Annotated in this window: 15 protein-coding genes; 8 read left to right on the top strand and 7 right to left on the bottom strand. The window is 68.9% G+C overall.

From position 1 onward, the window contains the following. Positions 1-63: 63 nt before the first annotated feature. A complete protein-coding gene (locus tag JOE67_RS08700) occupies positions 64-1512 on the bottom strand; it encodes a hypothetical protein (protein WP_204975131.1) in 1449 nt (482 codons plus the stop codon). Further along, complete coding sequence (locus JOE67_RS08705; protein ID WP_204975133.1) at positions 1509-2468, bottom strand: hypothetical protein; 960 nt, start codon at positions 2466-2468, stop codon at positions 1509-1511. Before JOE67_RS08705 ends, JOE67_RS08700 begins: the two co-directional genes overlap by 4 nt. A gap of 550 nt (positions 2469-3018) precedes the next feature. On the opposite strand from JOE67_RS08705, the gene JOE67_RS08710 reads away from it, so the two are divergent. After that, positions 3019-3225 carry a cold-shock protein gene (locus tag JOE67_RS08710; RefSeq protein ID WP_204975136.1) on the top strand — a complete coding sequence of 69 codons (207 nt, stop codon included), beginning with the start codon at positions 3019-3021 and terminating at the stop codon, positions 3223-3225. A 60-nt stretch (positions 3226-3285) separates the two neighbouring features. On the opposite strand, the gene JOE67_RS08715 is transcribed toward JOE67_RS08710, so the two are convergent. From JOE67_RS08715 to JOE67_RS08730, 4 genes are all read right to left on the bottom strand, one after another. Further along, positions 3286-3954, bottom strand: coding sequence for an HAD hydrolase-like protein (locus JOE67_RS08715; protein WP_204975139.1), 669 nt, complete (start codon positions 3952-3954; stop codon positions 3286-3288). 126 nt (positions 3955-4080) lie between these two features. Beyond that, positions 4081-4527, bottom strand: coding sequence for a hypothetical protein (locus JOE67_RS08720; RefSeq protein ID WP_204975142.1), 447 nt, complete (start codon positions 4525-4527; stop codon positions 4081-4083). 95 nt (positions 4528-4622) lie between these two features. Beyond that, on the bottom strand, positions 4623-5318 hold the full coding sequence (nucS, locus tag JOE67_RS08725; protein ID WP_204975144.1) for an endonuclease NucS: 696 nt from the start codon (positions 5316-5318) through the stop codon (positions 4623-4625). Positions 5319-5327: 9 nt separating this feature from the next. Then, positions 5328-6551, bottom strand: coding sequence for an MFS transporter (locus tag JOE67_RS08730; RefSeq protein WP_204975146.1), 1224 nt, complete (start codon positions 6549-6551; stop codon positions 5328-5330). Between the two features lie 70 nt (positions 6552-6621). Here JOE67_RS08730 and JOE67_RS08735 point away from each other — a divergent pair, with 70 nt between their 5' ends. Further along, positions 6622-7695 (top strand): LacI family DNA-binding transcriptional regulator, encoded by a 1074-nt coding sequence (locus JOE67_RS08735; protein ID WP_204975149.1) that lies wholly within the window; start codon positions 6622-6624, stop codon positions 7693-7695. 18 nt (positions 7696-7713) lie between these two features. On the opposite strand, the gene JOE67_RS08740 is transcribed toward JOE67_RS08735, so the two are convergent. Then, positions 7714-8529: an aldo/keto reductase gene (locus tag JOE67_RS08740; RefSeq protein ID WP_204975151.1), complete on the bottom strand. Its 816-nt coding sequence runs from the start codon at positions 8527-8529 to the stop codon at positions 7714-7716. Between the two features lie 107 nt (positions 8530-8636). On the opposite strand from JOE67_RS08740, the gene JOE67_RS08745 reads away from it, so the two are divergent. Genes JOE67_RS08745 through mnhG form a run of 6 tightly spaced genes read left to right on the top strand, consistent with a single transcriptional unit; the run spans position 8637 to position 14982 of the window. Beyond that, positions 8637-11555: a Na+/H+ antiporter subunit A gene (locus JOE67_RS08745; protein ID WP_204975153.1), complete on the top strand. Its 2919-nt coding sequence runs from the start codon at positions 8637-8639 to the stop codon at positions 11553-11555. After that, entirely contained in the window at positions 11555-12154 is a 600-nt protein-coding gene (locus JOE67_RS08750; RefSeq protein ID WP_204975155.1) for a Na(+)/H(+) antiporter subunit C, read from the top strand. Before JOE67_RS08745 ends, JOE67_RS08750 begins: the two co-directional genes overlap by 1 nt. After that, positions 12151-13704 (top strand): Na+/H+ antiporter subunit D, encoded by a 1554-nt coding sequence (locus tag JOE67_RS08755; protein WP_204975157.1) that lies wholly within the window; start codon positions 12151-12153, stop codon positions 13702-13704. The genes JOE67_RS08750 and JOE67_RS08755 overlap by 4 nt, the downstream gene beginning before the upstream one ends. After that, positions 13704-14321, top strand: a complete 618-nt coding sequence (locus tag JOE67_RS08760) for a Na+/H+ antiporter subunit E (protein ID WP_204975159.1) — start codon at positions 13704-13706, stop codon at positions 14319-14321. The genes JOE67_RS08755 and JOE67_RS08760 overlap by 1 nt, the downstream gene beginning before the upstream one ends. After that, the gene (locus JOE67_RS08765) at positions 14318-14587 is read left to right on the top strand and encodes a monovalent cation/H+ antiporter complex subunit F (protein WP_204975161.1); all 270 of its coding nucleotides are present in this window, start codon (positions 14318-14320) and stop codon (positions 14585-14587) included. The genes JOE67_RS08760 and JOE67_RS08765 overlap by 4 nt, the downstream gene beginning before the upstream one ends. Beyond that, positions 14584-14982: a monovalent cation/H(+) antiporter subunit G gene (gene mnhG / locus JOE67_RS08770; protein WP_204975163.1), complete on the top strand. Its 399-nt coding sequence runs from the start codon at positions 14584-14586 to the stop codon at positions 14980-14982. The genes JOE67_RS08765 and mnhG overlap by 4 nt, the downstream gene beginning before the upstream one ends. Positions 14983-14994 lie beyond the last annotated feature (12 nt).

Here is a 14994-nt window from a genome sequence, read left to right on the forward strand (position 1 = left end):
ATTGACAGGCGCCCCGGCTCGCGTTAGCGGCCGATCCCCAGGTGGATGGCCCGATTCCGGATGCTATTGCCGCGCCATCCAGTCCTTCCAGGCCTGCTCGCTGAAGCGGGGGTCGTCGACGATCTGGACCAGGTTCTCATCGAGCGCCCGTGCGCCGGCAAGCGCGAGCTGCCACGGGTCGCCGCCGTTCTCGGCCAGGAACAGGTAGTACGACCCGGCCGCGACATACGACAGCCAGGCGTCCTCCTCAGAGAAGGTCTCGTCGTCGAGGGCCGCCGCCCCCTGCTCGGCGACGAGGTCCTGCACCTCCCAGTAACCCAGCCAGTCGCGCTCGGTGAGCCCTGTGCGCAGCTCGATATAGGTGGCGAAGCCCTCGTACACGGCGATGGGCGGCTCATCGGATGACGTGAGCGGGGCGGCCGCGTAGTGCAGCCCGTGCGCGAACTCGTGAGTGAACGTCGCCAGCCGGGTGTCGGCGCTGAGCGGGCCCATCACGACCTGCACGCCTGACGACGATCCGCCGATGGCGATGTCGGGCTCGAACAGATCCGATCGGGCGGCCGGCCGCTCGGTGGCCTGGGCGTAAGCGGCGACCTCGAGCTCGTCAGCCTTCCCCTCTCCCCCGTACCAGCGGTTCATCCGGTCGGCCGACGCCGTGATCCCTGAGACGAAGCCCTTCATCGGCACCGCTCCTCCCAGGTCGGCGATGGCGTCGATCGCCTTGACCGCGGCCTTCTCGGCGGTGTCGGCCGTGGCATCCACGAGAGCTTTCTCGTCCTGCATCCCGTACAGCACGACATGGTCGCGCTTGACGACGTGGATCGGACCCTCGTCCCACGGCATCGACGTCCACGGCTCGAACGACGAGATGCGCAGATCCTCGCCCGAGCCGGTGGTGGTGATGTCGTAGCCGTAGCCCTGCGTGAGCCGGTAGCCGGCATCGGCATCGCCGCTACCACGCACCGGCCTGGCCGAGAACGCGAGCTCGGCGCCGAGGAACGCGCCCTCTCCCCCGCTGCTGCCCAGGGCGGGCACGATGTACGCGGTCGTCCATCCGATCCTCGTGGTGTTGTCCCACCACAGCGCGAGCTGGTCGCGCGCGCCGTCGGTCGCGTACGAGAGGAAGCGCTCGCGGTCCTTCTCGCGCAGCGCCTCGTTCATCGAGACCCAGGCGTGCGGCAGACGCGCCGAGTCGGGAACGTAGTCGGGTAGCCACGGCGACTGCGCATCGGGTTCTGCGAAGTCCGCCGCGGCGCCGGATGCCGGTACCTCCGGCCACCGCGTGGCGGCCCACCCCGCGCTCGCCGCGACCACCATCGCAGTGGCGATGGCGATCGTCAGCCGTGCGCGACGCCGGGCACGCGCCGGCTCGTGTGCCGGTTGCGGTACCTGGGCCGGTTCGGGCGCTGGCGCCGGATCGGATGCCACGGTCGGTTCGGGCGCCGGCGCCGGATCGGATGCCACGGTCGGTTTGGGCGCCTGAACCGGATCGCGTGGGTGCTGATCGGTCATCCCTCACCTCGATCCTCGATGCGCACCAGGCGCGTCGCCGTCTCGTCGTCGTCGGTGGTCACCGCTGCGAAAGTCACGACGTAGCGGTCGGCGACCAGATACTGCGTGAACGGAGGGCGCAGGGCGCGCATCGCATCACCCTCGACCCTTGTGAGCTCCGCCGGGATGGACGAGGGGTCTGCGGCGTCGACAGCGGGGAACTCCGCGACCAGGGCATCCGGATCCACGTCGTCGGCCAGCACCTCTGCTCCGTCGTCCCCGCCGAAGAAGCAGCTCGACGTCAGCGTTGCGTCGATGCGGGCCGCGTCGGCGAGCTGGGCGAGGGCGTTCGCCGGCGTCTCGCACGCGAAGTCGTCGGCGGAGCCGCGCGGGTCGGAGGCGAGGGTCGACTCGGCGCGCGCGGCGCGGTCGCCTGCGGCCGGAAGAGTGATCCCGGTGACTCGCCACGGCCCGACAGCCGTGGGCGCCTTCTTCGCGTCGGCCCGCTGCGGAACCGTCGACCCGTAATAGAAGGGCCTGGTGAGCCAGATCCTCTGCGGGATCGCGGCCGTGCCGCGCTTGCCGCCGATCCGGTGGCGATAGCGGATGGTCACGACCGCGCTCGCCGTATCGCTGCGCTCCAGAGAGGCGCCGTCGAACGTCAGGCCGCCTGCGGTGTACGAGGCGGTCAGGTGCAGCGCATCCGCCGTCTGCTCATCGCCTATGACCGGCGCTCCGACCGGCACCGCCTCCGCCAGCAGAGGGCTCGCAGCGTCTCGCCAGTCGGACTCGCCCTGCGTCGCGGCGTCGAGAAAGCTGCGCAGCGTCGCCTCGGCCTCGCGCCTCGTGCCGTCGCGGATGTAGTCCGGCAGCACGGCAGCTGCGGTGATCGCGAGACCGGCGACGATGATGCAGACGACCAGCAGCGCCATCGTGCCCCGCGTGCTGGCACGCGGGCGCGGGTGATCGGTGGGCATCGCACTCCTCGGCCGAACGGGTGAAGTCAGCGTACTTCGCCCGTGGGCCGACGAGGACATATGCCGACATGATGCGGCTCGGAGAGGGTGTCGGCCTCGCTGTGCTGACGAACCTCTCCGAGCCTGCTATCCCCATGAGGTCCTTCAGGACGTATCCTGAAGGAGCGTGCGGTGGGACCTGATCGCTTCTCCGAAATCCCCCTTCGGTGACGGCTACTCCCCAGTTTCCGACGATCTCCGCATGCAGCTGGCCACTTGCCTGTACCTCCCCAGAAGGTAAGGCGAGGGTGCCGGTATCATCATGACACTGTTTCGAGGTTTTGTCCCCCATATGGGGGACAAATTTTTAAAAAAGTGTGTATGCTGAATCTGACGCACCCTCCGGTCGTCTTCGGCCCTCACCGCTCCCCCCGCGGTGGGGGCCTTCCACGTTTCATGCAACATTTGCATCACCTTCCGTTCGGACCTGTTGACGAACGGGTCGCCTGGGATAGCGTTAGCGCAGTCGGGGCGTCCTGCGTCGGCATAGCAATCAGCAGAACGGCAGTAAATGAGCACCCAGGGCACGGTCAAGTGGTTCAACTCGGAGAAGGGCTTCGGCTTCATCTCCCCCGATGACGGAGGCGCCGACGTGTTCGCGCACTACTCCGCGATCCAGTCCAACGGTTACCGCTCGCTCGAGGAGAACCAGCGCGTCGAGTTCGATGTGGCGCAGGGTCCCAAGGGCCTGCAGGCCGAGAACATCCGCCCTCTCTGAGGCGGGTTCCGAACTCCCCGGTGCTGAACGGCACCGGGGAGTTCTGCGTCTCGAGGGCGTTCAGCCCAGCAGGAGCGCGTGCAGCTCGGCCGTGTCGGCCGCGCGGGCCTTCGCGCCCTCGGCCTCGGAAGGACGGCCGAAGCCCCACTCGGAGAAGATCACCGGGATGCCGTGCTCGGCCGCGCCGTCGACGTCGTGATGGCGGTCGCCGATGAGCACCGGGCGCGAGACGTCGACTCCGGCGGCCTTCAGGCGATCGAGCGCCTGGCCGACGACGAAGGCCTTGCCGTCATGGTTGCCGACCGTGCCGACGCGAGCACCCGAGACCGCGGTGAACAGCGGCGTCAGCTCGTAGTGGTCGAGGATCGCCCGCACCTGGTTCTCGGGCTTCGTGCTGGCGGTCGCCTGCGGGATGCCGGCGGCGTGCACCGCGCGAAGCACGTCAGCGACGCCGGGGTAGAGGTCGACCGATGCCGCGTATCCGTCTGCGGCCGCCAGTGCGCGGTACCGCTGCACGGCCTCCTCGGCCTGCACCGCGTTCATCCCCGCACGCAGCTGGAAGGACTCGAGCATGGGCGGCCCGATCCAGAGCGACAGGGCATCGGCATCGGGCTCGGGCAGACCGTACGAGGCGAACACCTGCTGCAGGCGGGGGAGGATGCCCGCAGACGCGTCGGCGATGGTGCCGTCGACGTCCCAGAGTATGCAGGTGTAGGTCGATTCGGGCATGCATCCAGCCTATGGTGCGGCCTGCCGGTGCTCGTAACTCAGGAGACATGCCATGGACCGGCTGCTGAGCCGTGGCGCGGGCGTCCTGCTCGGCTGTCCTTCCTGAGCTGTGAACAGCGCGGCGGCTCAGCTGCCAGGGGACTCGGCGGCCTCGTCGGGGGAGTTCGGCGTCCAGCCGAGCCAGCCGTCATCGGTGCGAGCGACCGACCACGATCCGCAGGCGAAGACCGTGTCGATCTTGTACACGTCCGGTGCACCCGAGACCACGTAGTTCGGCGGCGATCGGCGGGACGTCTCGGCGCACACCGCGGGATCGAGATCCTTCGAGCTGCGCAGCAGGAGCACGGTGTCCGATGCCGTGGTCGAGGCGGTGCCCTCGATCTCCGTCGCGTCGGCGGGTATCCAGTTCTGCTCGCCGTCCCAGCCTTCCTCCAAGGCTGCGCGGTCTGCGAACGAGAGGGACTTCTGGTGATGCGCCACCGCGTCGAACACCGAGCATCCGGTGGCGAGCAGAGCGACGGGCAGCAGGAGGGCACCGGCGAAGGCGGCGCGGAGAGCGGGACGGTTGGTCATGCTTCCAGCCTCGCGGCGCCCGACTCCTGGGTCATCGGTCCGCGGAGTGACCCGCATACACCGCACGGATGATCCCGGCGCGGCCCAGATGCGCGTCAGAACAGGCGGGGGATGCCCGATTCGATGCCCTTCATGCCCTCGTAGTCGAGCACGACGCAGCGGATGCCGCGGTCTTCTGCGAGCACGCGGGCCTGCGGCTTGATCTCCTGCGCAGCGAACACGCCCGTGACGGGAGCGAGATGCGGGTCGCGCCCGAGCAGCTCGAGGTAGCGGGTGAGCTGCTCGACGCCGTCGATGTCTCCACGGCGCTTCACCTCGACCGCGATCGCGGCGCCATGGGCATCCCGCACCATCAGGTCGACGGGACCGATCGCCGTCGGATACTCGCGGCGCACGAGGGTCGCGCCCTCGCTGATCAGATCGACCTGCTCGGCGAGCAGGCGCTGCAGGTCGGCCTCTACGCCGTCTTTCTGCAGGCCAGGGTCGATGCCCAGCTCATGGTTGGAGTCGTGGATGATCTCGTAGATCTGCACGCGCAGTGCGTCGCCGGTCTTCTTGTGGGTGACGCGCCAGACCTCGATCACGCCGGCACTGGCCTCTTCCTCGCCCGGGATCTCGGGGGCGAGCGAGCACGGCGGGCTCATCCAGTTCAGCGGCTTGTAGCTGCCGCCGTCGGAGTGCACGAGCAGACTGCCGTCACCCTTGTGCACCAGCAGACGCGTGGCGAGGGGCAGATGGGCGTTGAGCCGGCCGGTGTAGTCGACCGAGCAGCGGGCGATGACGAGACGCACCCGAAGAGCCTACTTCGTCGCAGCGGGCTCGATGGTCTTCAACGGCTTCGCAGCCGACGAGAACAGACCCGACATGACCACGAGCGCCACCAGGATGAAGAGGGTGTTGAGCAGGCCGAAGTGCTGGCTGATCACGCCCAGGACCGGCGGGCCGCCGAGGAACGCGACGTAGCCGATGGTGGCCGCGGCGCTCACGCGCGCTGCGGCCTTAGCCGGGTCGTCGGCGGCGGCCGACATGCCGAGCGGGAAGCCGAGCGAGGCGCCGATGCCCCAGAGCGCCGCCCCCAGCAGCACCAGCGGAAGGCTCGGGGCGAGGATGAAGAGCAGGATGCCGGATGCCGCCGTCACCGCCAGCACGCGCAGCACGCCGACCCGGCCGAAGCGGTCGACGAGCGGCCCGCCGAACAGCCGGACGACCGTCATGCCGACGGAGAAGACGGTGAGCGCCAGGGCGCCCATGCCGACCTCCTGCTCGTGACCCTCGACGACGCCGAGGGTGATCCAGTCGTTGGCGCCGCCCTCCGCGAACGACATGCCGAGCATGACGACGCCCAGCGCGTAGGTCCGTGGTTCCCGCCACACCTCGAGCGCAGTGTGCATGCGCTGACGGAAAGGCGGCTTCTCGTCTGGTGCCGGATCGAGCGCCGCCTCGCGCGCGGGCACCTGGAAGAAGCAGACGACCGCGGCGGCGATGATGACCGCGCCGACGACGCCGGCGTGGGTCGCGACGTTCATCGAGAGCAGGGCCGCGCCTGCCCCCGCTCCGGCGCCGATGACGGTTCCGAAGCTGAAGAACGCGTGGAACACCGGCAGGATCGTCTTGCCCATCTGCTGCTCGATGGCCGTCGCCTCGACGTTCATCATCACGTCGACCGAGCCGTTGCCGAATCCGAAGAGGATCAGCCCGGCGATGACGACGGGAACCGATCCGAAGATGTCGGTGCCGAGCCCGATCAGGATCACTCCGGACCCGAACAGCGCCATGCCGATCAGCATCCCGAGCCGTGCGCCCGTTCGGGCCATGACGATCGGGCCGGTCGAGATGCCGATGATCGACGAGATGCCCATGCCGAGCAGCAGCAGGCCGATCTGCGCCTTGTCGATCTGCAGTGCGGCGGCGATGCTGGGCACGCGGGAGGCCCAGGTCGCGATCGACAGCCCGCTGGCGAGGAAGATCGCGAAGATCGCGATGCGCCAGCGGACGAACTGCGAGCGGGTGAGGGCTGTCTCCATCCGCCCATCGTAATCGAAACGATTCGATCCGCCAGAATCCGCCCGTGAGCGATCGGGTTATCCTCGGATCATGAGCACCGGAACGCGTCGAGCGACCATCGCCGATGTCGCGCGCGAGGCGGGGGTCTCGACCTCCACGGCTTCGGTCGTGTTCAGCGGCAAGGTGAACGTCGCCGATGCGACTCGCGAGAAGGTGCTCGCCGCGGCAGCGGCTCTGGGCTACACCGGACCCGATCCTCGCGCGGCCTCGCTTCGGACGGGCCGCAGCGGCATCGTCGGCGTCGTGCTGGGGGGAGAGCTGCGGCACGCGTTCCTCGACCCGGTGACGACCGTGATGATGGACGGCCTGACCGATGCGCTGGCCTCGATCAGTGCCGGCATCCTGCTGCTGCGCGACGACCCTCGCGACGACGAGCCGCCCCCCATCGCCGACGCTCCCGTCGACGCCGTCGTGCTGATCGGATGCTCGACGCGCACCCGCGAGGTGCTCGACGTCGTACGGCAGCGCGGCCTGCCCGTCGTGGTCATCGAGGGCGACGCGGGAGACGATGTGCCCGAGGTCTCTCTCGACAATCGACAGGCGAGCGCACGCATCGCGCAGTACGTATTCCAGTTGGGGCATCGGCGGGTGGCGACGATCACTCTGCCGCTGGATCCCGCCCGCGAGCGCGCGCCGCTCACTGCGCAGCGCGTGACCGCGGCGACCGTTCCGGTGACGCTCGACAGGCTGAGCGGGTTCCGTGAGGCGTACCCAGACGCCCCCGGCATCTCTGCAGGCGGAAGCCTGGTCGACGAGGGCTACCTCGTTGCGCGCACGCTGCTCGCCAGCGATGACGGTGTGCTTCTCGACGACCGGCCCACGGCGATCGTCGCGCAGAGCGATCTGCTCGCGGTCGGCGCCATCCGGGCCGCCGAGGACCTGGGCCTGCGGGTGCCCCACGACCTCAGCGTGGTCGGATTCGACGGCATCGCCGCCGACGGCCTCGGCTCTCTCGTGCTGACGACCATGTCGCAGCCGGCGCTCGCGAAGGGCCGCGCGGCCGGTGAGCAGATCGCGCGCATGCTCAAAGGCGAGCGCGGCGAATCGGTGCACTTCACGTGCGAGTTCCGCGAAGGCGACACGGCGGCGCCGCCTGCCGCCTGACCGCATCCGCCGTCGGGATCAGAGCATCTCGAGCGGAACCGGATGCCGGGGTGCGGGAAAGAGCCGGTCGATCTCGGCCTGCACGTCGGCGGACAGGGTGACGCCGAGCACGGCGGCGTTCTCACGAGCGTGCGCCACCGATCCGGCCTTCGGAATGGCCAGGACATCGCCCTCGCGGACGACCCAGGCCAGAACCAGCTGGGCGGGGGAGAGGCCGACGGATGCAGCGAGCTCTGCAAGCCGCGGATCGTCGAGCATCCGTGCCTGCTCGAGCGGGGAGTATGCCATGACCGGAATGCTCTGCGCCCGCAGCAGAGGGAAGAGATCGACCTCGGGTCCGCGGCGCGAAGGGTTGTAGAGCACCTGGTCGGTCGCGCATCCGGGCGGCAGCTCGGACATGTCGTCGAGATCGAGGTTGCTCACGCCCCACGCCAGGATGTCGCCGTCATCCATGAGGCGCTCGAAGGCAGCCACCGTCTCGCCGAACGGCACCGCACCCCGCCAGTGCAGCAGGTACAGGTCGAGACGGTCGGTGCCCAGGCGGCGGAGGCTGGCGTGAACCGCTCTGCGCACGCCGGCGGCCGAGGCGTTGTACGGCAGCACCTTGCTCACCAGGAACACGTCGTCGCGCCGTCCGCGGATCGCCTCCCCCACGAGATCCTCAGCGCGTCCGTCGCCGTACACCTCAGCGGTGTCGATGACGCGGAGACCGGCATCCAGCCCTGCCCGGATCGCGGCGATCTCGTCGTCTCGACGAGTCGGCTCGTCGCCGACGAACCACGTGCCGATGCCGATCTCGGGCACCGTGGGGCCATGCGGGAAACGGATGCTCATGCGCTCACATTACGAGCCGGCGACGCCGCGGGCGCGGATGCACCCGTAGAATAGAGTCACATCGCCCGCCTGTGCCGGAAGGCCTCGACGAGCTTGAGGAGCCGCTTATGCTGTTGCTCCTCGCCGTGTTCCTGGCAGGGTCTCTGGTTCTCCCCCTCCTGGTGCGCTGGCTCGGAGCACAGGCATTCGTGCTCGGCGCGCTCGTGCCCGCTGCAGCCTTCGTGCACGCGCTCACCCAGACGCCGCGCGTGCTGGATGCCGCGGATGCGCCCTTCGAGAACTACGCGTGGATCCCGCAGCTCGGGCTCAACCTCTCGATGCGCATGGACGTTCTCGGCTGGGTGCTGACGCTCATCGTCACGGGCGTCGGCGCGCTCGTGCTGCTCTACTGCCGCTGGTACTTCTACGACGACGGGCGCGAGGTCGCGCAGTTCGCCGGCGTGCTGCTGGGCTTCGCGGGCGCGATGTACGGACTGGTGCTCACCGATGACCTGGTCATGCTGGTCATGTTCTGGGAGCTCACGAGCATCCTGTCGTACCTGCTCATCGGTCATTACCGCCGCCGTGCAGCCAGTCGTCGTGCCGCCCTGCAGGCGCTTCTCGTGACGACCCTCGGCGGACTGGTGATGTTCGTCGGGGTGGTCCTGCTCGTCGTCGACGCCGGCACCTCCAGCATCCGGGAGCTGCTGGCCCTCGCCCCGACTGGGCCCCTGGTCGACGCCGCGATCGTCATGCTGCTCATCGGCGCCATCTCGAAATCGGCGCTCTTCCCCTTCCACTTCTGGCTGCCAGGCGCCATGGCCGCGCCGACCCCGGTCAGCGCCTACCTGCACGCCGCCGCGATGGTGAAGGCCGGTATCTACCTCATCGCGCGCTTCGCGCCGATCTTCGCGCTGTCGGCGCCCTGGCGCCCCATCGTCATCACGCTGGGCGTCTTCACCCTGCTGCTCGGCGGCATCCAGGCGCTGCGCGAGACCGACCTCAAGCGCATCCTCGCCTTCGGCACCGTGAGCCAGCTCGGCTTCTTCGCGGTCGTGGTCGGCTATGGAACGCCGGCTGCGGCTCTGGCCGGCCTCGCCCTCGTGATCGGTCACGCCCTGTTCAAGTCGGCCCTGTTCCTCATCGTCGGCGTGATCGACCGCCAGCTCTCCACGCGCGACATAGACGAGCTCTCGGGTGTGGGCCGCCAGGCGCCCGTGATGGCGACAGCGGCGTTCATCTCGGTCGCCTCGATGATGGGCATCGCGCCGACGATCGGCTACGTCGCGAAGGAGTCGACCCTCACCGCCCTGCTCGAAGACGCCCAGCACGGCTCTGTCTGGGGATGGGTCGCGCTGGCCGGCGTGACACTGGGCGCGATCCTCACCGCGGCCTACGGATGCCGCTTCCTCTGGGGCGCGTTCTGGCGCAAGAAGGATGCCGCCGGCGTCTCCATGCCCGAGACGGCATGGCCGGATCCGCCCGTCGGCTTCCTGTCCGCCCCGATCGTCCTCGCCGGCCTCACCCTCGCCGCAGGCATCGGCGCACCGGCGGTCGACGTCGCCCTGCAGGGGTACGCGACCACGCTCGGCGACGAGGAGCCGGGTCACCTCGCCCTGTGGCACGGCATCGAACCAGCCCTTCTGCTGTCGATCGGCGCGATCATCGCAGGCATCGGGGTGTTCGTGCTCAGCATCCGCACCCGCTGGGACCGCAGGGCCCGCGTGCTGCGATTCACCGCAGCCGACGCGTACTACCTCGTCATGCGCGGTGTCGACCGCCTCTCAGTGCTGACGACGAGCCTCACCCAGCGCGGTTCGCTGCCGCTGTACGTCGGCACGATCTTCGTGGTGCTGCTCGCCGCCGAGGCCACCGCTCTCGTCGCCGCCATGCCCGATCGGGTGGCGCTCTCGGCCTGGCACACGCCGGTGCAGATCGTCGTGGCGCCGGTGATGGCCGTCGCCGGCATCGTCGCCGTGCGTGCACGCAAGCGCTACACGGGCGTCGTGCTCGTCTCGGTCACCGGCCTCGGAATGGTCGTGCTGTTCGCGACGAGCGGCGCTCCCGACCTCGCCCTCACGCAGATCCTCGTCGAGACGGTCACGATGGTGACCTTCGCCCTCGTGCTGCGTCGTCTGCCGTCGCGCATGGGAGAGCACAACGCCTCGGTCGGTCGCATCCCGCGCGCCGTGCTCGCCGTGGGAGTGGGCGTCGTCATGGCCTTCGTCGCGATCGTCGCGACACAGGCGCGCATGTTCGACCCGATCTCACTCGACTTCCCGCAGCTCGCATACGAGCTCGGCCACGGCAAGAACGTCGTCAATGTCGCCCTGGTCGACCTGCGCGGATGGGACACGATGGGCGAGCTGAGTGTGCTCGTGCTGGCCGCCACCGGTGTGGCGTCGCTGGTCTTCGTCACCCATCGCGCCGACCTGCTCTCGGCCACCCGCGACCTGCCCGAGACCAAGCGCCGCTCCACGGCGCGGCGGCCCATGGTCGAGACCGACGAGGGCCTGCGCTTCCAGACCGCCGAGAACAGCGACGCCCCTCGTGCCTGGCTGGTGGGCGGACAGCAGGTGAAGGCCGAGAACCGCTCGATCCTGCTCGAGGTCATCGTGCGCGTGCTGTTCCACACGATCATCCTCGTGTCGATCTACCTGCTCTTCGCGGGCCACAACGGGCCTGGCGGCGGCTTTGCCGGCGGGCTGGTCGCCGGCATGGCGCTCGTGATGCGCTACATCGCCGGCGGACGCTGGGAACTGGGGGCCGCGGCTCCGACCGACGCCGGGCGCCTGCTGGGCGCCGGTCTCACCCTGGCCGTCGGCGCTGCTCTTCTGCCCCTGTTCTTCGGGATGGCTCCGCTGCAGAGCACCGTGTGGGAGGCCGAGGTACCGCTGCTCGGCCACCTCGAGTTCGTGAGCTCGACCGTCTTCGACGTCGGGGTCTACCTCGTGGTGATCGGTCTCGTGCTCGACGTGCTGCGCAGCCTGGGCGCCGAGGTCGATCGGCAGGCCCTCGAGATGCGCAGCAGGGGGGTGGTGATCTGATGGATGTCTCGCTGACCCTCATCGTGATCATGGCCGTGCTGTTCGCCTCCGGCGTCTACGCCATGATGGAGCGCAGCCTCACCCGCGTGCTCATCGGCTTCCTGCTGCTCGGCAACGCGACCAATCTGCTGCTGCTGATCGTGATGGGCGTGCCAGGTGCCGCGCCGTTCTACGGCGAGAAGGGCGCGGTCAGCGACCCGCTGCCTCAGGCCCTCACGCTCACCGCGATCGTGATCACCTTCGCTGTCTCGGCGTTCCTGCTCGCTCTCATCTACCGCTCATGGCAGCTCGGCCAGGCCGACACCGTCGAGGACGACCTCGGCGACATCGCGGTGCGCGAGCGCACCGATGCCGAGGAAGACCTCATCGACGACGAGTCGTCGCTCGAGGACGAGGAGGCCACCACCGACTTCGTCGGCGTCAGCACCGCCCCGATCACCGTGCTCAACATGCGCGATCATCCGTCGATCGTCGACGACGCACCGGTGGATGTTCCGGATGCCCGAGACGCGGCATCCCGGCATCCGGATGCCCGTGCCGCAGAGCCTGACGGCGGACCCGCTGATGAGAAGCCTGACGAGAAGGGGGAGCAGCCGTGAACGCACTCGTTCCCCTGATCGTGATGCTGCCGCTGCTGGGGGCGGCCGTCACCCTGATCTTCGGCCGCAACCCGCGTCTGCAGGTCGTGGTCACGACCGGCACGCTCGTCGCGGTGTCGATCATCGCGGCCGTGCTGCTGGCGGCGGTGGATGCGGCGAACGAGCCTTTCGCCGTGTCGGTGGGCGGCTGGCCGGTTCCCTTCGGGATCATCCTCTACGTCGACCGCCTCGCCGCGCTGCTCGTGCTCATCTCGAGCATCGTGCTGCTCGCGGTGCTGCTGTTCTCGATCGGTCAGGGCGCCGCCGACGGCGCCGAGGAGACCCCGATCTCGATCTTCAACCCGACGTATCTGATCCTCGCCGCCGGCATCTTCGACGCGTTCATCGCGGGCGACCTGTTCAACCTCTACGTCGGATTCGAGATCCTGCTGGTCGCGTCGTATGTGCTCATCACGCTCGGCAGCACCGAGTCGCGCATCCGCACGGGCGCGGTGTACATCGTCGTGTCGCTGGTCTCATCGATCCTGTTCCTCGCGGCGATCGCCATGATCTACGGCGCAGTCGGCACGGTGAACATGGCCCAGGTCGCCGAGCGCGTGGCGCAGCTGCCGCAGGAGACGCAGCTCGTGCTGCACCTCATGCTGCTGATCGCGTTCGGCATCAAGGCCGCCATCTTCCCCGTGTCGTTCTGGCTGCCCGACTCGTACCCGACCGCCCCCGCACCCGTCACGGCGGTCTTCGCCGGCCTGCTGACCAAGGTCGGCGTGTACGCGCTGATCCGCACCGAGACGCAGCTGTTCGCGAGCAACGACATCAACATGCTGCTGCAGATCGTGGCGCTCGCGACCATGGTGATCGGGGTGCTCGGCGCGGTGGCGCAGGCCGAGCTGAAGAGGATCCTGTCGTTCACCCTGGTGAGTCACGTCGGCTACATGATCTTCGGCCTGGCGATCGCGACCGAGGATGCCATCGGCGCCACCGTGTACTACATCGTGCACCACATCGTCGTGCAGACCACCCTGTTCCTCGCCGTCGGACTCATCGAACGCAAAGCGGGCAGCACGTCGATCCTGCGGGTGAGCGGGCTGATGAAGGCCGCCCCTGTGCTGGCGGTGCTGTACTTCGTGCCCGCCATCAACCTCGGCGGCCTGCCGCCCTTCTCGGGGTTCATCGGCAAGGTCGCGCTGTTCGAGGCCGCCGCCGGCGTGGGCACGCCCATGATGATCGTGCTGATCTTCGGCGGCATCCTGACCTCGCTGCTCACGCTGTACGCGCTGATGCGCGCCTGGAACCTCGCCTTCTGGCGCGAAGACGACGGCGCCGCCGACAACGACGGCCGGATCGAGTACCTCGGCAACGCGCCCGCAGCCGACGAGCAGGGCGAGACGCGTGAGATCCCCGCGATCATGACGTATGCCACCGCGGGCATGGTCGCGGTGACCGTGGCGCTCACCGTCTTCGCGGGCCCGCTCTACGCGCTCTGCGACCGTATCGGCGCCGGACTGCTGACACCGGTGACCCTCGAGCAGATCGACGAGGGGGCCGGCTGATGCGCGAGACCCGGCGTCGCATCGTGCGCGACATCCTTCTGCAGCTGCCGTTCATGATCTGGCTGGTGCTGCTGTGGCTGCTGCTGTGGCACCAGTTCACGCCCCTGGCGGTGGTCACCGGCATCCTCGTGGCGGTCTTCGTCACGCGCGTCTTCCGCCTGCCGACGGTCGAGCTGGTCGGTCGTGTGAACCTCTGGCACTCGCTGGTCTTCATCGTGCGCTTCCTCGGTGCGGTGGTGATGGGCGCCGTGAGCGTCACGATCCAGGTGTTCGACTTCCGCCGCCAGCCGGGATCCGCGATCATCCAGGTGCCGCTGCGATACGCCGACGACATCGTCACCACGCACGTCGCCGTCACTGCATCCCTCATCCCCGGCTCGCTCGTGGTCGAGAGCGACCGCGACCGGCGCATCCTGTACCTGCACGTCATCGGCGTGCGCAACCGCGAAGAGGTCGAGGCGTTCCGTGCCGAGGTGCTGCGCTGGGAGCGACGCATCGTGCGCGCCGTCGGCACGCCCGAGCAGTACGAGGCGCTGAAGCGCGATCTCGCATCTGAGCGGTCGACGCAGTCGAGCCCGTCCAGCCCGTCGAACTCGCCGAAGGGGGGCATCAGGTGAATCCGCTGCTCATCGCGATCCTGGTCGTCTTCGGCCTCGCCGCCATCCTCTGCGTGATCCGCATCATACGAGGGCCGTCGATCCTCGACCGCACCGTCGCGTCGGACGTGCTGCTCACCGAGGTGATGTGCGTGCTGGGCGCCGACATGGCGATCAACGGGCACACCAGGAACATCCCCGTGATGCTGATCATCGCGGCTGTCGGCGTCTTCGCATCGATCTCGGTCGCCCGCTACGTCGCACGAAGGGACAACACGGCACCATGAGCGTGACATCCTTCCTCGAGATCGCGGTTCCCGCGCCCGTCGCCGAGACCATCGCGCTGGTGCTCGTGCTGCTCGGCGCGATCCTCTGCCTGTCGGCGGCCGTCGGACTGCTGCACTTCCGCGATGTGCCCAGCCGGCTGCACGCGGGAACCAAGCCGCAGGTGCTCGGCCTCGTGCTCATCTGCCTCGCGGTCGCGGTCGCGCAGCGCACGATCGGCGGCATGCTGCTCGGACTGGTGATCGTCATCCCCGTGATCCTGCTGCAGTTCGCGACTGCGCCGCTCTCGGCGCACATGGTCGGACGGCAGGCGTACCGCAACGGCACGATCCAGGCCCACAGCCTCGTCGTCGACGAGTACGCCGAGTCGAAGCAGACCCCGCCTGCCGCCGGCTGACGGGGGCGGGGC

This window comes from Microbacterium esteraromaticum, assembly GCF_016907315.1.
In the GTDB taxonomy this organism is placed as follows: domain Bacteria; phylum Actinomycetota; class Actinomycetes; order Actinomycetales; family Microbacteriaceae; genus Microbacterium; species Microbacterium esteraromaticum.